The sequence below is a fragment of the Clostridium sp. UBA1652 genome (genome assembly GCF_002320975.1).
GTDB lineage: Bacteria > Bacillota > Clostridia > Clostridiales > Clostridiaceae > Clostridium_T > Clostridium_T intestinale.
Map to the genome: position 1 here is coordinate 48,905 of NZ_DCLI01000076.1, position 21,153 is coordinate 70,057.

22 protein-coding genes are annotated in these 21,153 nt (G+C 29.4%); 16 read left to right on the top strand and 6 right to left on the bottom strand.

All coding sequences use genetic code 11. The annotated features are described in order from the left end of the window. Positions 1 to 11: 11 nt before the first annotated feature. The 4 genes from B3N22_RS15600 (at position 12) to B3N22_RS15615 (ending at position 7,304) form a co-directional block, all read left to right on the top strand. Complete coding sequence (locus B3N22_RS15600; protein WP_286908599.1) at positions 12 to 1,961, top strand: GTP-binding protein; 1,950 nt, start codon at positions 12 to 14, stop codon at positions 1,959 to 1,961. Positions 1,962 to 2,243: 282 nt separating this feature from the next. Continuing rightward, on the top strand, positions 2,244 to 5,417 hold the full coding sequence (locus tag B3N22_RS15605) for a response regulator (protein WP_286908601.1): 3,174 nt from the start codon (positions 2,244 to 2,246) through the stop codon (positions 5,415 to 5,417). Then, positions 5,414 to 6,277 carry a CheR family methyltransferase gene (locus B3N22_RS15610; RefSeq protein ID WP_286908603.1) on the top strand — a complete coding sequence of 288 codons (864 nt, stop codon included), beginning with the start codon at positions 5,414 to 5,416 and terminating at the stop codon, positions 6,275 to 6,277. The genes B3N22_RS15605 and B3N22_RS15610 overlap by 4 nt, the downstream gene beginning before the upstream one ends. A 31-nt stretch (positions 6,278 to 6,308) precedes the next feature. Beyond that, positions 6,309 to 7,304 (top strand): diguanylate cyclase domain-containing protein, encoded by a 996-nt coding sequence (locus B3N22_RS15615; RefSeq protein ID WP_286908605.1) that lies wholly within the window; start codon positions 6,309 to 6,311, stop codon positions 7,302 to 7,304. 19 nt (positions 7,305 to 7,323) lie between these two features. On the opposite strand, the gene nudC is transcribed toward B3N22_RS15615, so the two are convergent. After that, positions 7,324 to 8,157 carry an NAD(+) diphosphatase gene (gene nudC / locus B3N22_RS15620; RefSeq protein ID WP_238902416.1) on the bottom strand — a complete coding sequence of 278 codons (834 nt, stop codon included), beginning with the start codon at positions 8,155 to 8,157 and terminating at the stop codon, positions 7,324 to 7,326. A gap of 156 nt (positions 8,158 to 8,313) precedes the next feature. On the opposite strand from nudC, the gene B3N22_RS15625 reads away from it, so the two are divergent. From B3N22_RS15625 to B3N22_RS15650, 6 genes are all read left to right on the top strand, one after another. Beyond that, entirely contained in the window at positions 8,314 to 8,775 is a 462-nt protein-coding gene (locus B3N22_RS15625) for a GNAT family N-acetyltransferase (protein WP_286908607.1), read from the top strand. A 12-nt stretch (positions 8,776 to 8,787) separates the two neighbouring features. Beyond that, entirely contained in the window at positions 8,788 to 9,075 is a 288-nt protein-coding gene (locus tag B3N22_RS15630; protein WP_286908608.1) for a putative quinol monooxygenase, read from the top strand. A gap of 120 nt (positions 9,076 to 9,195) precedes the next feature. Continuing rightward, positions 9,196 to 9,792, top strand: coding sequence for a TetR/AcrR family transcriptional regulator (locus tag B3N22_RS15635; RefSeq protein WP_286908610.1), 597 nt, complete (start codon positions 9,196 to 9,198; stop codon positions 9,790 to 9,792). 2 nt (positions 9,793 to 9,794) lie between these two features. Beyond that, positions 9,795 to 10,418 (top strand): DNA alkylation repair protein, encoded by a 624-nt coding sequence (locus B3N22_RS15640; protein WP_286908612.1) that lies wholly within the window; start codon positions 9,795 to 9,797, stop codon positions 10,416 to 10,418. Position 10,419: 1 nt separating this feature from the next. Beyond that, a complete protein-coding gene (locus tag B3N22_RS15645; protein ID WP_286908614.1) occupies positions 10,420 to 10,779 on the top strand; it encodes a VOC family protein in 360 nt (119 codons plus the stop codon). Positions 10,780 to 10,791: 12 nt separating this feature from the next. Then, on the top strand, positions 10,792 to 11,031 hold the full coding sequence (locus B3N22_RS15650; protein WP_238902411.1) for a zinc ribbon domain-containing protein: 240 nt from the start codon (positions 10,792 to 10,794) through the stop codon (positions 11,029 to 11,031). A 43-nt stretch (positions 11,032 to 11,074) separates the two neighbouring features. On the opposite strand, the gene B3N22_RS15655 is transcribed toward B3N22_RS15650, so the two are convergent. After that, on the bottom strand, positions 11,075 to 11,494 hold the full coding sequence (locus tag B3N22_RS15655) for a pyridoxamine 5'-phosphate oxidase family protein (protein ID WP_286908617.1): 420 nt from the start codon (positions 11,492 to 11,494) through the stop codon (positions 11,075 to 11,077). 90 nt (positions 11,495 to 11,584) lie between these two features. Between B3N22_RS15655 and B3N22_RS15660 the strand changes: the two genes are divergently transcribed. Further along, positions 11,585 to 12,535: a helix-turn-helix transcriptional regulator gene (locus B3N22_RS15660; RefSeq protein ID WP_286908619.1), complete on the top strand. Its 951-nt coding sequence runs from the start codon at positions 11,585 to 11,587 to the stop codon at positions 12,533 to 12,535. A gap of 18 nt (positions 12,536 to 12,553) precedes the next feature. Here B3N22_RS15660 and B3N22_RS15665 read toward each other — a convergent pair whose 3' ends face one another. Then, the gene (locus tag B3N22_RS15665) at positions 12,554 to 13,075 is read right to left on the bottom strand and encodes a nitroreductase family protein (RefSeq protein WP_238902410.1); all 522 of its coding nucleotides are present in this window, start codon (positions 13,073 to 13,075) and stop codon (positions 12,554 to 12,556) included. A 43-nt stretch (positions 13,076 to 13,118) separates the two neighbouring features. Next, a complete protein-coding gene (locus tag B3N22_RS15670; protein WP_286908622.1) occupies positions 13,119 to 13,940 on the bottom strand; it encodes a nitroreductase family protein in 822 nt (273 codons plus the stop codon). 160 nt (positions 13,941 to 14,100) lie between these two features. On the opposite strand from B3N22_RS15670, the gene B3N22_RS15675 reads away from it, so the two are divergent. The 3 genes from B3N22_RS15675 to B3N22_RS15685 all read left to right on the top strand — a co-directional run bounded on the left by B3N22_RS15675 (position 14,101) and on the right by B3N22_RS15685 (position 17,651). Next, entirely contained in the window at positions 14,101 to 14,949 is an 849-nt protein-coding gene (locus B3N22_RS15675) for a helix-turn-helix domain-containing protein (protein ID WP_286908624.1), read from the top strand. Continuing rightward, positions 14,936 to 15,844 carry a DMT family transporter gene (locus B3N22_RS15680; protein ID WP_286908626.1) on the top strand — a complete coding sequence of 303 codons (909 nt, stop codon included), beginning with the start codon at positions 14,936 to 14,938 and terminating at the stop codon, positions 15,842 to 15,844. The genes B3N22_RS15675 and B3N22_RS15680 overlap by 14 nt, the downstream gene beginning before the upstream one ends. A gap of 688 nt (positions 15,845 to 16,532) precedes the next feature. After that, the gene (locus B3N22_RS15685; RefSeq protein WP_286908628.1) at positions 16,533 to 17,651 is read left to right on the top strand and encodes a TMEM165/GDT1 family protein; all 1,119 of its coding nucleotides are present in this window, start codon (positions 16,533 to 16,535) and stop codon (positions 17,649 to 17,651) included. 96 nt (positions 17,652 to 17,747) lie between these two features. Here the strand turns inward: B3N22_RS15685 and B3N22_RS15690 are convergent, their stop codons facing one another. After that, a complete protein-coding gene (locus B3N22_RS15690) occupies positions 17,748 to 18,677 on the bottom strand; it encodes an AraC family transcriptional regulator (RefSeq protein ID WP_286908630.1) in 930 nt (309 codons plus the stop codon). A 142-nt stretch (positions 18,678 to 18,819) separates the two neighbouring features. Here B3N22_RS15690 and B3N22_RS15695 point away from each other — a divergent pair, with 142 nt between their 5' ends. Beyond that, positions 18,820 to 19,560: an SDR family oxidoreductase gene (locus B3N22_RS15695; protein ID WP_286908632.1), complete on the top strand. Its 741-nt coding sequence runs from the start codon at positions 18,820 to 18,822 to the stop codon at positions 19,558 to 19,560. 176 nt (positions 19,561 to 19,736) lie between these two features. Beyond that, positions 19,737 to 20,249, top strand: a complete 513-nt coding sequence (locus B3N22_RS15700) for a hypothetical protein (protein ID WP_286908634.1) — start codon at positions 19,737 to 19,739, stop codon at positions 20,247 to 20,249. Positions 20,250 to 20,297: 48 nt separating this feature from the next. Here the strand turns inward: B3N22_RS15700 and B3N22_RS15705 are convergent, their stop codons facing one another. After that, positions 20,298 to 20,807, bottom strand: coding sequence for a flavin reductase (locus tag B3N22_RS15705; protein ID WP_286908635.1), 510 nt, complete (start codon positions 20,805 to 20,807; stop codon positions 20,298 to 20,300). Positions 20,808 to 21,153 lie beyond the last annotated feature (346 nt).

Genomic DNA, 21,153 nt, shown 5'->3' on the forward strand with positions numbered 1-21,153 from the left:
AAGAAAAATACATGAAGAAAACAATAGGAATATTAGCCCATGTAGATGCAGGAAAGACTACTTTTTCTGAGCAGATACTTTTTCACTCAAAAAGCATAAAAAATAGAGGAAGAGTTGATCATAAAAGCTCCTTTTTAGATAGTCACAATATAGAAAAAGATAGAGGAATAACAATTTTTTCAGATCAAGCTGTTTTTAACTACAATGAATCTACATATTATCTTATAGATACTCCAGGTCATATCGATATTTCCCAGGAAATGGAGAGAGCCATAAAGGTTATGGATTATGCCATATTAATTATCAGCGGAGTTGATGGAATACAAGCTCATACTGAAACTGTTTGGGAGCTTCTTAGAAAAAATAAAGTACCAGTTTTCTTTTTTATAAATAAAATGGATAGAGAAACTGCAGATATTGATAGAGTATTAAATGAAATCAAAACTAATCTAACAGAAGATGTTCTTTTAATATCAAAAGAGTTTGAAGATAACAGTATAAGTGAAGAGTTAGCAGAGTTTGTAGCAGAAAGAGATGAAAACCTATTAGAAAAGTATCTAGATGGTGAGTATGATGAGAAGTTGTGGTTAAGTTCTTTAAAGAAACTTATAAAAGAAAACAAAGTTTATCCATGTTTAACTGGGTCTGCACTACAAGATGTAGGAGTTGAAGAGTTTTTAACCAAGTTTGACTTACTAACTTATACAGAGTATGACAAAGATGAAGAGTTAAGCGCACTAGTTTACAAGATTAAGTATGATGAACAAGGTAGTAGAGTAACTTTCTTAAAAGTTTTAAGTGGAACTTTAAAGGTAAGAGACGAGTTTAAAACTAAAGATGTAGAAACTTACGAAAAAGTAAGCCAGATAAGAGTTTATAGTGGAAGTAAGTTTAAAACTGTTGATGAAGTTCATGCTGGAGATATCTTTGGGGTAACTGGTATTAGTAGTTTTAAAACAGGTGAAGGAATTGGGACTTTAGTAGATAATGCTTATTATGAGATGGTACCTACATTAAAGTCTAAAGTTATATTTGATAAAAAACTAAACATTAAAGAAGTTTTAAATAAGTTTAAAATCTTAGAAGCAGAAGATCCATCACTTAATATAGTTTGGGATGAAAAACTACAAGAAATTCAACTTCATATAATGGGAGTAATTCAACTAGAAATATTGAAACAAGTTTTGGAAGAGAGATTTGATTTAAAGGTTGAGTTTGGTCCTTGTGAAATTCTTTATAAAGAAACAATAGTAGAAGAAACAGTAGGATATGGACACTTTGAACCATTGAAACATTATGCAGAAGTTCACTTAAAGTTAGAACCTTTAAAAAGAAATGAAGGAATAAAGTTTGAAAATAAGTGTCATGCAGATGATATGACAGTAGGAAATCAAAACTTAGTAAAGGTACATATATTCGAAAAAGAACATAGGGGAATACTGACAGGTTCACCTATAACGGATATAAAGGTAACTTTACTTACTGGAAGAGCACACAATAAACATACAGAAGGTGGAGATTTTAGAGAAGCTACCTTAAGAGCTTTAAGACAAGGATTAGAAAGCACAAAAAACATTATACTTGAGCCTTATTATAGATTTAAGATAGAAGCGCATTTAGATTATATGGGGAAAATATTATCAGATATACAAAGGTTAAATAGTACTTTTGAAGCTCCTGATATAAACCTTGATAAAGTGATAATACTAGGAAGAGGACCAGTAGCAACTTTTATGAACTATAACATTGAGTTTGTTGCAATTACAAAAGGAAAAGGTAAGCTTAACTTAATATTTGATGGTTATGATGTGTGCCATAATGAAGAAGAGGTAATTGAAAAAATAGGATATAACAAAAATGCTGACATTGAGTATACATCTACCTCAGTATTTTGTTCAAAGGGTCAAAGCTTTTTAGTTGAAGGTAAGGATGCTAAAGAGTATATGCACATATTAAAATAAATGGTTACCTTTAGAGAAAGAATCAAGTCAATATATGCATAAAGTTTTTAATGAAAAAATGTGTAATTGGGATTTTGATAATATTATAAAATAATGGACATAAAACCACCAAAAGTCAAATGGATTTTTAGTGGTTTTTATTGTTAAATTAAACTTTATATTCAATTTTTTTAATGGATTTAGATAAAAATTTTAATTAATATTATTTGATTGTGTAATAATTTGTCGTATGCTAAAATAACTTTTATATAAGATAAAAATAATTTGATTTAGGAGAATTATATGTTCTTAAAGAATTTTAACATTGCTCAAAAATTATCATTTGCACTTGGATTAGTAGTTGTATGTGTACTTGGACTACTAAGTTATATTTACATTAATTTTAATGGACAAAGTAAGGCAATTGATTCAAATGTTGAGAGTTACAATATAATAAGAAAATCGGATCAGATTTTAATTAGTTTATTAAATATGGAAACTGGAGCAAGAGGGTTTGCTTTTACTGGTATGGAGGATTTTTTAGAACCCTTTAATACTGGAAAGAGTAGTGTCTATAGTGAGATTGAAGAGTTAAGTAGTTATACAAGTGATAATACATTACAACAAACAAGAATAAGTAAATTAAGAAGTGACTTAGACTTATGGATTGACTATCAAAATGGCAACATAATTGAAGCAAGAAAGCAAGTTAATACTGGAAACTTAAAACTTGAAGAATTAGTTAAAGAAGCTCAAAAAGGTGTTGCTAAGAGCTATATGGACGATATGAGGAGTTCTTTAAAGGAGATTGCTGATAAAGAAGTTAGTATATTGGAAACTAGAAAAAGCAATCTTGAAGCTACTCAAAAGTTAACCGTATATGTAATTTTAGTTGGAGCTGTTGCAGTAATTTTTGTTTCAGTACTTATAGGTTTCTTCTTGGCAAGAATGGTTGTAGAACCTGTAACTACAGTAACAGAAACTTTTAAAAGAATATCTGAAGGAGATGCAGATTTAAATGTTAGATTAAATGCAGATTCAAAAGATGAACTTGGGGCTATGGCTAAGTATTTTAATACTTTTATGTTTAAACTAACGGAAATAATGACAGAAAATAGAAATCAAAATTGGATTAAGTCAGGACATGCAGAACTTACCGAAAATATAAATGGAGAGGTTAATATACCAGTATTAGCCAACAAAGTAATTAATTATATAAGTAAATATGTTGATGCAAAAATAGGAGCTATATATGTTAAAACAGAAGACGGCAACTTTAAGTTAGTTGGAAGTTATGCATATAAAAAACGTAAAAATCTTTCTAACATAGTTAAACTTGGAGAAGGTATAATAGGTCAAGCTGCTTTAGAAAAGCAAAGTATGACAATTAGTAATATACCAGAGGACTATGTATACATAAATACCGGACTAGGTGAAGCAGTCCCTAAAAACATTTTAGTTGTTCCTTGCTTAGATAATAATGAAGTAGTTTGTATAATTGAACTTGGTACTTTTGACGAGTTTAGTGATAAACAGTTAGAGTTTATTGAACAAGTAAGTAATGGAGTTGCAATAGCTGTAAACTCTGCAGAAGCTCAAAACAAACTTAAAGAGCTTTTAAGAAAAACTTTAGAACAGTCAGAAGAACTACAAACTCAGCAAGAAGAGTTAAGACAAAATAATGAAGAGTTAGAACAACAAACTAAGGCTTTAAAAGAGTCCGAAGCTTATATGCAAAGGCAGCAAGAAGAACTTAGAGTTTTAAATGAAGAACTTGAGGAGAGAACTAATGGTTTAGAACTTCAGAAAAAAGATATAACAGCAAAAAATGAAAATTTAACAAAAGCCCAAAAAGAAATAGAGGAAAAAGCTAATGCTTTAGAACTTGCAAGTAAATATAAGTCGGAGTTTTTAGCTAACATGTCCCATGAACTTAGAACTCCATTAAATAGCATAATAGTACTTTCACAAATGATTGCAGAGAATAAAGAAAATGGTACATTATCTGAAAAACAACTTGAGTTTGCAAACACTATAAACTCATCTGGTGAAGACTTGTTAAAACTTATAAATGATATATTAGATATCTCTAAAGTTGAAGCAGGTAAGTTAGAGTTGAACTTAGAAGTTATCAGTTTAACAGACTTGGTGAAATATGTGAAACAATCTTTTGCTCCATTTGCAGAGAAAAAAGGTTTATACTTTGATGTTGAAGTAGAAGATGGATTAGAGTTAGAAATAATGGCAGACTATCAAAGACTTCAGCAGATATCGAACAATCTTTTATCTAATGCATTTAAGTTTACTCATAAAGGTGGAGTTACTTACTCTATAACTTCAAGCAAAACTAAAAAGTCTGATGAGTATAATTACTATATAGATATAGCTGTAAAAGATACAGGAATAGGAATTGCGTCAGATAAAACGGAACTTATATTTGAGGCATTTAAACAATCAGATGGAAGTACAAGCAGAAAATATGGTGGAACTGGACTAGGATTATCTATATCAAGAGAGTTTGCAAAACTTATGAATGGAGAAATAACTGTAAAGAGTTATGAAGGCATTGGAAGCACCTTTACTTTGACTTTTGAAGCAAAAAGGGTTAAAACTCATAGTGAAGTTAATACTCAAGTAAGTAAGAACGCAGAAGAAAAAGAAGTGGATAGTTTAAAATATGAGTTTAAAAAACTTTTGATTGTAGAATCAGAAAAAAACTCGAATATAGAACAAATATTAGAAGGTAAAGATATACTTATAACAACTGTAAAAAGTGGTATAAAGTCATTAGAACTATTGGAAAATGAAAACTTTGACTGCATGATATTAGATTATGAATTAATGGACATGAAAGCTTTAGACTTCTTATTAGAACTAAAGCAAAGAGAACTTATAAACTTTCCTATAATAATATATACAGGAAAACAATTAACAAGAGATGAAGAAGAAAAGTTACAAAGGTATACTGAAAGTATTATTATAAAGGGTGCTCGTTCTAGCGAAAGATTAGTTTCTGAAGTTAGTTTATTCCTTCAAGAAACTGATATAGAAATGAAAAATATAGAAATAGATGAAATGCAATCAGCTGCAGAAGAAGATGGTTTTAAGAATAAAAAAATTCTAATAGTAGATGATGATATGAGAAATGTATTTGCACTTACTAGCGTATTAGAAGAAAAAGGTCTTAAGGTAGTAGTTGGAAGAAGCGGAAGTGAAGGAATAAAAAAACTTAATGAAGAAGGTAATATTGATTTAATTTTAATGGATATAATGATGCCTGACATGGACGGATATTTAGCAATTAAAGAAATTAGAAAAGATTCAAAATTTACAAAAACACCTATAATAGCAGTTACAGCAAAATCAATGAAAGAAGATAGGCAAAAGTGTATTGAAGTAGGAGCAGATGACTATTTAACTAAACCTATAGACGTTCCTAGACTTATTTCTCTATTAAGGGTGTGGTTGTATAAATGAGTAATGAGGAATTAAAAGAAAAAATTGAGAATGAAGATTTGGAGATAACTTTATTACTTGAAACAATATATAAGAAATACGGTTATGATTTTAGGGGTTATTCTCCAGCCCATATAAAACGAAGAATTGTTCATAGAATGACTATGGAAGATTTAAAAAACATAAGTGAACTTCAACACAAAGTTATATATGATAAAAAGTTTATAAACACAATATTAAGTGATTTCTCTATAAATGTAACTGAAATGTATCGTGATCCAAGCTTTTTTAAAAGTTTTAGAGACAAGATTATACCAGTACTTAAGACTTATCCTTTTATTAGAATTTGGCATGCTGGATGTTCAACTGGAGAAGAGGTTTATTCTATGGCTATTCTTCTAAAAGAAGAGGGTTTATATGATAGAGCTCAAATATATGCAACAGATTTTAATAAGGTTGTTTTAAAAAAGGCAAAAGAAGGTATCTATCCACTTGAGAGAATAAAGGAGTATAGCTATAATTATCAAAAAGCTGGAGGGTCATCAACTCTTTCAAACTATTATTTGGCAAGCAATGATTTTGTTGTGTTTGATAAAAGTTTGAGAGAGAAGGTTACTTTTGCAGACCATAATCTTGTTACAGATGGAGTTTTTGGAGAGATGCACGTTATAGTCTGCAGAAATGTATTAATATATTTTAGTAAGGATTTGCAGGACAAGGTCACTAAGCTTTTTGCAGACAGCTTAATAAGTGGTGGGTTTTTATGTTTAGGTTCTAAGGAAAATATAAAGTTTTCTAAAAATGCAGAAATGTTTAATGATTTTGTAATGAAAGAAAAGATATTTCAAAAGAGATATAGAAGAACAATTTTAGGTTTATAATTTTATAAAATTACTATTAGAGGAGTTTAATGTGAGCAGAAAAAATTACATAGATATATTAATTGTGGATGATAGACCAGAAAACTTGTTGGTATTAGAGAGCATACTTTATAATATGGAATGCAATATTATAAAAGCTACTTCTGGAAATGAAGCACTAAGCTTGATGTTTGATTATAATTTTGCTTTAGTTTTATTAGATGTTCAGATGCCTGAAATGGATGGATTTGAAATAGCTGAACTAATGAGAAGTAATTCAAGAACTCGATTTACTCCTATAATATTTGTAACTGCAATAAGCAAAGAAAAGAAGTGTATATTTAAGGGGTATGAGGTAGGTGCTGTTGATTATCTCTTTAAGCCTATTGAACCAGTGGTATTACAAAGTAAGGTGAAGTTTTTTATAGAGCTTTATAATCAAAACAAAATAATTGAACAACAAAAAACCTTGCTAGAGATTAAGATAAAAGAATTATCTGAACTTAAGGCAGCAAATTTTAATTTAGAAAATTTATCTTACACAGATGGATTAACAGGAATATCAAACAGAAGAAATTTTGATTCATATATAGAAATGAGCTGGAATAATTGCTTAGACTCAAGTAAACCACTGTCCTTAATAATGATGGACATTGATTACTTTAAATTATACAACGATAACTATGGACATATTAAAGGTGATGACTGCTTAAAGGCAGTCGCAAAAGAACTATCTAAAAGTGCAAAAAGGACTTTGAATCTTTCAGCTAGGTATGGTGGAGAAGAGTTTGTTATAATATTGCCTGAGACACATAAAGAAGGTGCAGAAATTATAGCTGAAGAGATAAGAAAAAATATAATAAATCTTGATATTCCCCATGAGTCTTCTCCTATATCTAAAAATGTGACCTTAAGCTTAGGAGTAACAACGATGGTTCCCAATAATCAACATACTATATCAGAATTTATAAATGATGCAGATAAGGCTTTGTATGAAGCAAAAAATTTAGGAAGAAATAGGACATGTTTTGTGGATAATTTAAATTAAAAAATAAAGTCTAGAATAACTAGGCTTTATTTTTTTCTATATATGAATCTATTATTTTTCTTGCTATACTCACTCTAGTTGGCAGTTCAGGTAGGTTATCAATATCAAACCAGTCTGCTGAAAGAATTTCAGTTCCATCCTCAACTATTTCTCCGCTTTCATATTCGGCAGTAAACCCAACCATTAATGAATTAGGAAATGGCCAGGGTTGACTTCCCCAGTATTTCACGTTTTTAACCTGTATTCCAACCTCTTCTTGGATTTCTCTTTTGGCTGCTTCTTCAAGAGTTTCTCCAGGTTCTACAAAGCCTGCTATAAGGCTGTGCATATTTCCTTTAAAAGATTTGTTGTGAGCTAAAAGGATTTTACCATCTTTTAATACAGCTGTTATTACTGCAGGTGATATTCTTGGATAGTTTATAAATCCGCAGTTTGTACACTTTTTTGCATATTCTTCTTTGATCGTTATAGTAGTACTTCCGCAACAACCACAATATTGATGAGTTTTATCCCAAGTAACAATTTGATAAGCTTTCCCAGCTAAAAGAAAGATATCTTCATATAAGTCATTATATAAAGATCGTAGTTCCTTAAAGTGCATGTTTTCTTTAGGGGATTCTTCTAAATCAACTTCTACTGAATAAGAAGGTTTTCCCAAAAGAGTTCCAAGATATTGTTTTCTAACAATATAAAGATTTAATTCTTCTAGGGTTTTGGTAGAGGGAATACTTACTTTATCGTTAATGAGTTCTACTAAGAGCTTGTTATTGAAAAATATAAACCAATATTTATTAACTTCATCTTCATTTTCAAGTTTAGCTAGTGGTGAATAATTTTTATAAATACTTTCCATATTTGCTACTCCTTAAGTCAAATTTGTATATTATTTTTAAGAATACCACATCGAATTTTAATAATCAAATGTAATAAGATCATGGTATTCTATAGTAGTAAGATTAAAAGGAATCTAATGAAGTTCTATGAACTTTTATTGGAGTAAGGGGGACAAATGGAGAAAATTGAGATTAGAAAAATTGAAAATAAAAAGGAAATTCCTTATGATTTACTTTTGTTAGCAGATCCGTCTATGGAAGTAATAGAGGAATATACAACTAGAGGTGATGTTTATGGTGGTTTTATTGGTAACAGTATTATAGGTGCGTATGTACTTATTAAAACTAGACCATCTACCTTGGAGCTTGTAAATATTTCGATTTGCGATGAGTATCAAGGAAAAGGAATAGGTAAATTGTTAATATATGATGCAATTGATAAAGCAAAAATGCAAGGAGTAAAGACCTTGGAAGTTGGCACAGGAAATTCAAGTATAACTCAGTTAGCTTTTTATCAAAAATGTGGTTTTAGAATAACTGGAGTTGATAAAGATTTTTTCAAAAAGCATTATGAAGAAAAAATCATAGAAAATGGTATAGAGTGTGTTGATATGATTAGAATGAGCATGGAACTATAAGGAGAAGCAAAAGTGATAATAAAAAGTGTAACTCTATATGTTAAGAAGGAAAACAGAGAAGACTTTATTAAGGCCACTTTAGAGAATCAGAGAAATTCTTTAAAGGAAGAAGAAGTAATAAGTTTTGACTTTTTTCAAAGTGATGAAGATGAAACTAAGTTTTTGCTTTATGAAGTATATAAGTCAGAAAAAGGCATGTCGTCTCATTTAGAAACTGAGCACTTTAAAAAGTGGATAGAAACAGTAGATAATTTTTTCTCAAAAACAAGAGAAAAAGCTACATATATTCCAATAGGATAGATTCCCAAAAGTATCTAGAAAATTTTCTAGATACTTTTTATTGACAAAAAATAATTATAAGAATATTATTAAGTTGTAACTCAATGAGTAAACACTCAATTAAATTAAAGGAAGAAACATATGAAAGAAAATAAAAGAAATGTGCAGAAAGAATTAACTAGAAAGAAATTAATAGAGGTAGCCATAAAACTATTTGGTGATAATGGAATATTAGATACTAAAACCATAGATATATCAAAAGAAGCAGGTGTATCCCACGGAACAATTTTTTCTCACTTTAAAACTCAAGAGGAGTTATTAGTGACTGTTATTGAAGAGGTTGGGGATAGGATTGTTTCAAAACTTCAAGAGCTCATTGATGTAAATAGCAGCTTAGAAGAGATTCTAAAAGCCCACATAAATGGACTTATGGAATTTGAAAAGTTTTATACAAGGCTCATAATAGAAAGAAGATTGCTGCCTGAAAGTGCTAGTAATATATATATAATAATTCAATCCAGTATATCTTTCCATATTGGGGAAGTATTAAAGAGAGAAATAGCTAAAGGAAAGATAATAGATACACCTATACATTTGTTATTTAATTCATGGGTAGGATTAATCCATTATTATTTAACTAATGGGGATTTATTTACTAAAGATGGATCTATTTTAAATAATTATGGTCAGGATTTAATTAATCATTATATAAAACTAATAAATGTAAAGAAGGGATAAGCATGTATGAGGAGATACTAGATAGAGTAAAAACAGTTGAAAATGGGTTTAAGGAAATTAAAAAAGAAGCTCTTGTTTTAGTTAAGAACAATACTATTGAAGAGAGTTTTAACCTTGGAAAAGAGTTTTATTTATCAGAAATTTATCAAGTTAGGGAACTTGGAGTTTTTATTTTTGGAGAAATTGCTTGGAAGAAAAATGAGGCCTTGGTATTACTAAAAGAGGAAGTAAGCTTAGATGAAAACTGGAGAGTTCAAGAGATATTGGCAAAGGCCTTTGATAAATATTGCTCTTGTGTAGGATATGAAAAAATATTACCTGTAATTAAAGATTGGCTTAAAAGTGATAGAGCAAATGTTAGAAGGACTGTTACTGAAGGATTAAGGATATGGACAGGAAGAGATTATTTTAGGGACCATCCAAAGGTAGCAGTAGATTTACTTTCAGAACTTAAAGAAGATGAAAGTGAATATGTTAGAAAATCTGTAGGAAATGCATTAAGAGATATAAGTAAAAAACATACTTCTCTCATAATAGAAGAACTTAAAACTTGGGATATTTCTAATAAACATATAAATCAAGTTTATAAACTTGCAAATAAATATATAAAAGATAGGGGACTTTAACATGAATAATTATGATAATTTTTTTCTAGGTGTAAAAGATCTTAAGGAAGCAAAAAAGTACTATGGAGAAACTTTGGGATTAAAACTTAAGTTTGATTTCTCTAATAAAGGAATGATGGCTTTTAATGTAGGTGATGAAGAACCTGCAATTATACTAAAAGATGAAAACATATTTAAAAACATTAAACCTACTATATGGTTTGAAGTTGATAATGTTCAAGATATTTATAAAGAACTTAAGGAAAAAGGGGTTGAATTTTTATCAGAACCCTTTGAAATAGGTACTGGAGTAGCAGTCGAGTTTGAAGATCCTTTTGGAAACAGATTAGGAATAACCGATTATGTAAAAAGGAATAAATAAGAGGTGAAAAATATGAAAAAATGTATTGCCTGTGGAATGCCATTAAAACATAAAGAGGACTTTCCAAATGAAGATGAAACTAAAGATTATTGTAAATACTGCTCAAAAGAAGACGGCTCAATGCAGTCTTATGATGAGAAGTTAGAGTCTTTAACAAAATTTATAGTTAATACTCAAGGGTTAATGGAAGAAGTCGCAACCTCAGCAGCAAAATCCATGATGGAGAAACTTCCAGCTTGGGCAAATAGATGAGAATAAAAAATATCTGAAGACAGTAATTGCCTCCAGATATTTTTTATTTTAGTGATATTGTACTGCTGTTTTCCATATCTAAAGTTACTTTAGCACTAGGAAAATGAACTTCAAAAAGAATTAAACTTTCTCCAACTTGATTTATTAAATCTTCGTAGAATGGGAACTTGTTTACAAAAGCCTCTCTTAAATCATATATAGTACGAGGACTTTCTATAACTTGTACTGTTGCTCTTATATGTTCATTTTCTACATGGGGGATTGTTGTAAAGGCTACATTTGGGTTTAAATTAAATTCTTTTACTTTATTGTTTTTATTAAAACTTGTGAAAAATAGCAGGTTAGAAGCTTCTTCATAATAAAAGTTAACAATTCTTACGTTAGATTGGTTATCAAAATTTGTTGCTAAGGCAATTTCAGTGTGCTCTTTCATAATTCTTAAAAATTCTTTTTTTATATCCATTTAATTCGCTCCTTTAATAATTAGTATAGTTATAGTATACTTTCAAAAGGTGTCATTTTTTGATACCATTAATATGATAAGGAGAAAATTATGAGTAAATCTGAAAGAATAAATGATATGATGATATATCTTAATGATAAAAATTTCTTTAATCTTAAGGATCTAATGGATAGATATGATATTTCTAAAAGTACAGCATTAAGGGATGTAGCATCTTTAGAGGAAATGGGAATGCCTATTTTTTCAGAACCAGGAAGAAATGGTCGTTATGGTGTCTTAAAAAACAAATTATTATCTCCAATTGTATTTACAGTAGATGAAATGAGTGCGTTATATTTTTCGATGTTAACTTTAAAAGCTTACGAATCAACTCCATTTCATTTAAAACTAGAAACATTAAAAAGAAAATTTGAGATGTGTCTTTCAGAAGGATATATTGACGAACTTCATAAGATGGAAGAAATATTACGGTTTGAAGTATCAAAACATAATAATAGTAGTCCTTTATTAAAAGATATTTTAAAAGCAGCCATTGAGGAGCAGGTTTGTAATCTAATCTATACTAAAAAGGGAATTAGAAAAGAGTATAAAGTTCAGTTCTTTGATATAACAGCTAATTATGGGCAATGGTATGTAACTGCATTTAATTTTGAAACTGAAACTATTAGAGTTTTTAGATGTGACAAGATAGAGTATATTTCTATAATAGATGATTATAAACCCAAATCTATCAAAGAATTAAAGCAAGCATTTTTAAAAGTATTTAAAAGAAAAGAAGCTATAGATTTTGAAATAGAGGTAACTAATAAAGGTGTAGACTTATTTTACAAGGAGCACTATCCATCAATGCACTTAAATATTGAGGGTGAAAGAAATTATATCAAGGGTTTTTATAATAGAGGAGAGGAGAAATTTATATCAAATTATTTTATTAATTACTCTGACTCTATAATATCAATAAAACCTAATTCCTTAAAAGAACTTATGATTGAAAGACTTTCTTCATTAAGTGAGTATTATAAAAAAATGATGCTAGAATAAATAGCATCATTTTTCATATTAGAATTTATTATAAAAAACTATTTCAGAAAGTTCTTTCCTAGTTGTATGCATAGGGCTAGGTTTTGAATCCTGACTTGGATATCCTACTGGAAGTATACTTATTGCTTCTAAATTATCAGGAATATTATAGGCTTCTTTTATTGCAACAGGGTCAAAGAAACCAACCCAAGTACTTCCAAGACCAAGTTCATGAAGTTGAAGCATCATGTGGGTTGTTATAATACTTGCATCAATATCACTTGAGGATTTACCATCAAACTTAACACGCTTCCAAGAAGTTTCTGTATCAACACACACAACTAATGCAAGTGGTGAATTGAAATGATAAGTAGTGCAGGATTTTAATTTCTCTAAAGCCTCATCACTTTCAAGTACTAGAATTCTCTGTGGCTGGCGATTTGCAGCAGTTGGAGCTAATCTAGCTGATTCAAGTATTAAATCTAGCTTTTCTTTTTCAACCTTTTTTGAATCAAAACTTCTAACAGAATATCTTTCTTTTACTAACTCTACAAAATCCATAGAAATACCTCCCTTTTTTATTTTATTATAAATTATAGAAAGCTTATTTCCAAGTTATGCTTGCAGATTTTCTTGGTACAGTTCTCTTATAAGTGACACTTGGATATCCTATAATCATACATGTAACAACTTGTTTACCTGGTTCTATATTAAGAAAATCTAAAATTTCTTTGCTGTTTTGAGAAGCTCTTACAAAAAATCCGCTAAAGAAGGTTCCAAGACCTAAAGCATTTGTCATTAATTCCATATTTGAAGATGCTAAAGCACCGCTAACATCTGAATTAGCTGTAACAACTATTACTGATGGTGCATTAAAGAATATTTTATCATTTTTAGGATCTTGTTTGTAATTAGCATACATGTCTAACCACATCTGAGCATATCTCTTATATCTTGACATCTCAGGGGATGAATCATTTAGCATGTTTTCACCTATTACTTTTAAGCTTTCAAAAGTCATATCTTTAAGTGTTTTTAGGTTTTCACCTCTTATAACAGTATAAGAAACATCTTGAAGATTGCTTCCAGTTTGAGTAAATCTTCCAGCTTCAATTATCTTTATAAGCTTGTCTTCTTCAACTTCTTTATCTTTAAATTGTCTTATAGTTCTTCTATATTTAATAAAATTCAATAAGTTATCAGAACTTAAAGAAAAATCCTCAGAAGAAAATTCTTTTACTTCATCCATATCATAGTCATCGGTAGATACAGCTGCCTTTGGGCATACAGCTATACAATGTCCACATTTCATACAAGTTACATTATTAATTTTAGCTTTTCCATCCACCATTTCTATATCTCTTGGAAAACAGTCTTTAACGCATAGACCACAGCCTATACATTTTTCAGCATTTACACTAAACATATAATTCACTCCTCTTAATGGTTTTTAACAAAATGATTATAGCACTAAAATATAAGTTGTGTCCAATTTAATGTGAAGAAACAAAGCAATATCATACAAGAAACCATATTATTTTTATGATAAACTTAGACCATGAAATTGAGAAAGGAAGTTTTAAAAAGTGAAAAATGAAATAAGAACCATAAAATACGATACAGAACTTAATATAGAGGCTTACAACTTTAAAGGTATAATGCAGAAGTTTCCGAATCACTTTCATGATTGTTATGTTATAGGTTTTATAGATAGCGGTAGGAGAAGTTTAGAGTGCAAAAATAAAGAATATATAGTTGAGCCAGGAGATATAGTTGTTTTTAACCCAAAAGACAATCATGCCTGTGAGCAGATTGACAATAAAACCCTAGATTATAGGTGTATTAACATCAAAATTGAAGTTATGAGAAAAGTTGTTTTTGATATAACTGGTAAAGAATATACCCCTTATTTCAATAAAACAGTTTTATTTCATAGTGAATTATCGTCATCCTTAAAGGAGCTTCATTCAATGATTTTTAGTGAAGAAAAGGATTTTAAAAAGGAAGAACTTTTCTATTTTTTAATTGAGCAATTAATTGAGGAATTTTCAGAACCAGCACCTGTGTTCAAGCTTGACAATATAAGTAGCGAAATTGAAATGGTTTGTGAGTTTTTAGAAAATAATTATACAAGGAATATAACTTTAAACGAATTAAGTGATTTAGCTAAATTAAGTAAATACTATCTTTTACGTTCTTTTACTAAACAAAAAGGAATTTCTCCTTATAGTTATTTAGAAACAATAAGAATAAACAAAGCAAAACTATTGTTAGAGGGTGGAACATCAATAATTGAAACAGCAATGGAGACAGGCTTTGTGGATCAAAGTCATTTTTCAAAATTCTTTAAAAATTTTATAGGACTTACGCCAAGGCAATATATGAAGATATTTATTGAAAAAGATAATGAAGGAGAAAGTTATGATAAAAAATGAAAATACAAGAGGGCATTTACTTGCTCTTATTACAATAATAATTTGGGGGACTACATTTATTTCTACCAAGGTACTTTTAAAAGAATTTTCACCTGTAGAAATACTATTTTTTAGATTTATTATAGGTTATTTTGTTCTTCTAGTAGCATATCCTAAAAAATTTAAGCTAACTGATAAAAAACAAGAGTGGTATTTTATATTTGCAGGAATAACTGGAGTTACCTTGTACTTCTTATTAGAGAACATAGCATTAACCTATACCCTTGCTTCTAACGTTGGGGTTATAGTTTCTATAAATCCATTCTTTACAGCTTTACTTGCACACTTTTTCTTGAAAAAAGAAAAATTAGAACCTAGATTTTTTAAAGGATTTCTAGTTGCTATGGTAGGAATATTATTAATAAACTTTAATAGTAGTAAAGTGCTTATGCTAAATCCTCTAGGTGACATATTAGCTGTTTTTGCAGCAATTGTATGGGCTGTATATTCAACCTTAATAAAGAAAATAAGTGATTTTAAATATAATATTATATTAGTTACGAGAAAGGTTTTCTTTTATGGAATAATATTTATGATACCTGCTTTGTTTATTTATGACTTCAAAATTAATTTAAATAGATTCTCTGAGCTTAATAACTTGCTTAATATTCTATTTTTAGGAATAGGGGCATCGGCTTTATGTTTTGGAACCTGGAACTATTGCGTAAAAGTGTTAGGGGTAGTTAAGACAAGTGTCTACATCTATCTAGTTCCTATAGTAACTCTCCTGACTTCAGCCATAATTTTAAGGGAAAAGATAACTTTTTTATCTCTTTTAGGGACAATTGTGACTTTAGGAGGACTAGTTATTTTAGAAAAAAAGGATAAGAATATAGATGTGGTAGAAAGAGCTTAGCAGATTGTTAAGCTCTTTTTAAATTTAGGGTAAGGAATTTGATGAAGCTTGAGAAGAGGATAAGTTAAAAGGAATCTCGTACAGTGCATAGGTGAGTAAATGCACAGGAGCATCGGAAAAGTGAAGCATCGGAAAAGCGGAAAGGTGGACTGTAGGAGCATAGGAAAATTTCAAAAGTGGAACATAAGAACAGTAAAAAGGCGGTGCATTGGGATGCTGAAGCATAGGAAAAGTGGAATGTTGGAAAATAGGAACATTAGAAAAGTGGAACAGCGGAATGCTGATATGAAGGATACTAATAAAGCTCCTTGAGCTTCTACAATACATAGATTAGAGTTAAAAAGAGAAATTATATTCTAAAATTTTTATAAGTATTGTGTAAATAAAAAAAATGTGATATTATACTTTTATTAAATAAAATAAGATAGCGTATTTCTAAAAGGGAGTAGCTGAGGCTAAGCCTATAAATAAAATCAACATACTGGAGAAATCCTGGTTTTATTTGCTTTAAAAAGATTAAAGTAGCGAGACTTTTAGATTAGTAGACCTTACTATAGGGTTTATTAATCTAAATATCTCGCTTTTCTTTTGTCTAAAAAACTAAGTAAATTAAAAAGGTACGAATATAAAATGCCCAACATTAAAGTTTGTACTTTTTATTTAAATATTGATATTAAGAGGTGGCCCAATGGTTCAAGAATTGTTAAAAGCATTTATACTTATTTTTATTGCAGAAATGGGAGATAAAACACAGATACTAGCAATGGCATTTGCAACAAAATTTCCAGTTAAAAAAGTTATAGCAGGAATATTTCTAGGATCTTTTCTAAATCATGGACTAGGTATATTGTTAGGACATTATATCTCTAACTTTATTCCAATAAATACAATACAGATAGTTGCTGGTTTTGCTTTTGTAGGATTTTCTCTGTGGACTTTAAAGTCTGATGATGAAGACGATGAGGAAGAAGCTGAAAAATCTAAGTTTGGCGCTGTTATAACAGTAGCATTAGCTTTTTTTATAGGAGAGTTAGGAGATAAAACACAATTAACAGCAATAACTTTATCTATAGATGCTGTATATCCTTTAGTTATATTAGCGGGATCAGTTTCAGGTATGATAGCTACAGGTGTATTAGGAATTATTGTAGGCAAAAAGCTTGGAGACAAGATACCAGAGTTTACTATGAAAATAATAGCAGCTTCTATATTTATGTTCTTTGGATTAACTAAGTTATATGAAACCTTACCAGATAGTTATTTGACCCCATTAAATATTATTTTATTTTTAGCTGTATTAGTTGTAGCTGTAGTATTTTTATTAAGACCAGAAATTATAAGACGAAGACAAGGAAGACAAACCTTGTTCAAGAAGACTTCAAAAGATTTATATGACTATTACAACAAAATACAAAGTGATATAGGTGAGATATGCCTTGGAACAGAAAGCTGTGGAAGTTGTAGAGGTAACAGCTGTGTAGTAGGACATACTAAAATACTTATACAAAAAGGATTAAATGAAGAAGAGTTGTTGCTTGATGAAAGTGTAGATATTAATGAAAAAACTTTAGAAAAAAAATATGATAAAAATAAGGTTATAGAGAGTTTAATAACAACTTTAGAAGTAATAAAGGATGATCCATCTAATCCAAAGTATGAAAATTTACATAAAATAAGAAAAAATCTTGAAAAAATACTCTTTGGAAAAAGTATAGAAAATATTGAAGTTTGGAGTGATTATTCAAGTAAGTTTACAAAAATGGATTCTGAAATAGCTGATAAAGTTTTTAGTGTCTTAAATAATTAAAGAAAGAATAATTTAATACTATTGTGTTTTGAATTAAAGGAGTTGTTGCTCCTCTAGAAATCTAGATTTGCAACAACTCCTTTTTATCATTTTTAACTAAAAAACAGATATTAAAGAATCTTTTAATTTTTTAACATCACTTATAGGAGGAAGTCCAAATAATCTAGCATATTCACGACTAAATTGTGAAGGACTTTCATAACCAACTTTAAATCCCGCATAAGCGGCCTCAGTAGTTTCAGAAAGAAGTAAACGACGAGCCTCTTGAAGTCTTATTAATTTTTGATATTGAAGTGGGCTCATTGCAGTTACCTTTTTGAAATGAGTGTGTAATGAAGAAACGCTCATTGAGACCTCTTTGGCTAACGCTTCAATAGTTAAAGATTTATAGTAATCACGATTTATTATCTTAATAACTTTAGATATTGCTTGTGCATGGCTTCCTAGCATAGCAAATTGTTTAATTAAATAACCACTTTCATCTTGTAAAACTCTGTAAAGAATTTCACGCGTAATTAGTGGATATAAAATAGGAATATCATTAGGTGTATCTAAAAGTTTTATAAGTCTTAATACAGGTTCTAAAATAGATGATTTAAGTGTATTTACTACAAGACCTCTTCCTATTTCATCATTATGTTTCCACATATCAGGACAATCCTTTACTATGTTTAGAATATCGTCAGGAGAAAAACTAAGTTTAAGTGATAGATATGGAGAATCTTTGGAAGCATCAACTATTTCACCACATATAGGCAGATGAACAGAGGCTACCAAATAGGTTGCAGGATCATATCTGTAACTTTCTTGAGCTAAAGTTACAATTTTTGAACCTTGAGCAATAATACATATTGATGGGTCATATATTGAGTGAAGAGATTTAAATGGGTTTGTTGAACGAATAAGTTTTAATGCTGGAATTTCAGTATCTTGAATACCTTCTGAGTGAGTATGCAAGTCTATAAATTCGGCTAATGATTTCTTTGATTCAGTACTTATTTGAGTTTTATTAATTTCTTTAGACATAACACCCATCCTTTTGTGATTAATATAATAATTATAATTTCTTTTGTAGGATTAGGCAATAATACTATAGGAACTGTATACCACTTTAATCTACTTGAATTGTATAATTATTTCAAGAATACTGTTTAAAGGAGAGGTAGTTATGAAAAATATAGAAGAGAGAGTTGCTATAGTAACAGGAGCATCAAGAGGAATAGGGAAAACTATAGCTAAACAAATAGCTATTTTAGGAATAAAGGTAGTAGTTAATTATTCTAGTAGCGAAGAAAAGGCATTAGAAGTAATAGAAGAGATTAATAAAAATGGCGGAGAAGGTATTGCAATAAAAGCAGATATAAGTAAAGTCAGTGAATTAGAAGATTTGTTTAAAAAGACTCTAGAGTCTTTTGGGAGAATAGATATCCTAATTAATAATGCAGGTATAATGAGAACAAAACCTTTATTAGAAATAAGTGAAAAGGACTTCGATGATCATTTTTCTATAAATGTAAAAGGAACATATTTTGCATGTAAAGAGGCTATGAAGCATATGGCTTATAACGGAAGAATTATTAATTTTTCAACTTCTGTCTTAGGTCAAATGTTCCCTGGATATAGTCTTTACGCGGCAACTAAAGGAGCGGTTGAACAAATAACACGTCAATTGGCAAAAGAATTTGGAGCAAAGAAAATAACAATTAATGCAGTTGCACCAGGGCCAGTAAATACAGAACTTTTTACTACTGGAAAAACAGTAGAACAAATAGAAGGAATGAAAAAGATGAATGCATTTGGGCGTCTTGGTGAAACAGAGGATATTGCAAAAGTAATTGAGTTCTTAATAAGTGATAATTCCAATTGGATAACAGGTCAGACTATACGTGTTAATGGTGGATTTATTTAATAGGGAGGCAAAAAAGAACTTTGAATAATTCAAGGTTCTTTTTGCAGTTTGTATAAAAATAATAATAATTAACGATAATTACTAAAATCATTACTTTTATTACAAGTTCTACTAATAAATGATAAAATCTGATAAACTAAATTTAAGAATAATTGATAGAAGGGGGGATGAGTAAGGTGAAAAAATACGGATTAATTTTGATAACTCTTGGAGTAATAGCAGCAATAAGCTACATTGTTAAAGAAGATAATAATGTACCGCTTGCAGCAACTAAAGATGTAATATATAAGAAACTAGATTCAAATGAAGTTAAAAGTGAACCATTAAAAGAATCCAATATTAAGAAAAATTATGATATTGAAACTGCAAAAAAAGATATGTCATTAATTTTTTTAACAGACAGTGGAGAATATATAAATAAAAATAAGATTGATGATTTTTTTAAGCAGATGGAAAATAAAAATCAAACAAAGATAAGGTATACTCAATATGCAGGTGAATTTTTAGATAAGATGAGAGATGTAGAATTTGATGGGGAAAAAATCATATTAAAAGAATATGATACTAAGTCACCAGAAGGAGAGAACTACTTCTACATAGAAATAGCAGGTGAAAAGATAGATGTTATAGATGGATACTACAAATTATTGGATGACAAAGGTGAGAAGATAAAACTATTTCCCCAGTAAAACTAAGAGGTAATAAAAAGCAGGAAGCTTTTTATTACCTCTTTTAAATTATTGTTTTATAAGAACTTTTTGAACCTCTGCGATATACATTGTATGGTAGTCTTTATCTTGATAGAATTTGTCATCAAATCCATCTACAGAAAAACTTTCAGGTGATAATTCTTGAGCATAAAGTTTCTTACATATAACAGTAAGTTTTGCTTCTTCAAAGTAAGGAGTAGAACCTTCATGTGTTATTGTTAGGTTAGATTTTGATATTTTATCTTCATCTCTTCCAGAGGTGCTGCCTAAATAACCTAACTGTTTTTTAAAGCTGTTATCAAAAAATGTTAATGAAAAAGTATCTGAAGCATCTACAAATTCTTTAGTGTAACGATGAGGTCTTATAAAAATATAAGCTGCAGGTTTACCCCATATAATACCAAGTCCACCCCATGAGGCAGTCATAGTATTTACTTTTCCTTCTTTTTCAGCAGTAATTAAAGTCCAATCACTGCCTATAAGTTTAAATGGATTTTCAGTTAATTCTTCTGGTTTGATTTCTACGAATGTACTCATAATATATCTCCCTTCATATTTTAAGTAATTTAATAACATTTTACCATAATATGTTCGGTGAAGAGATATTTATTTAACTAATAATCGATGTAATACACGAACTTTGTGTGATTACTAAATCATAAATATATAGGAGAAGCAATAAAATATACAATGCTATAGAATAGTTGCGAAATAATAAGCAAATTTAAGCTAGAGGTAACTATACCTCCCTAGGGCATAATAATTAAGAGAATCTATTGATAATAATTATTGATTAAAAAGAATTATCATTTATAATAGAATTAAGAACTGAATTTTATTAAGTTTTTAAGATAGATTGACACCTAATTATCAAGGAGGTAAC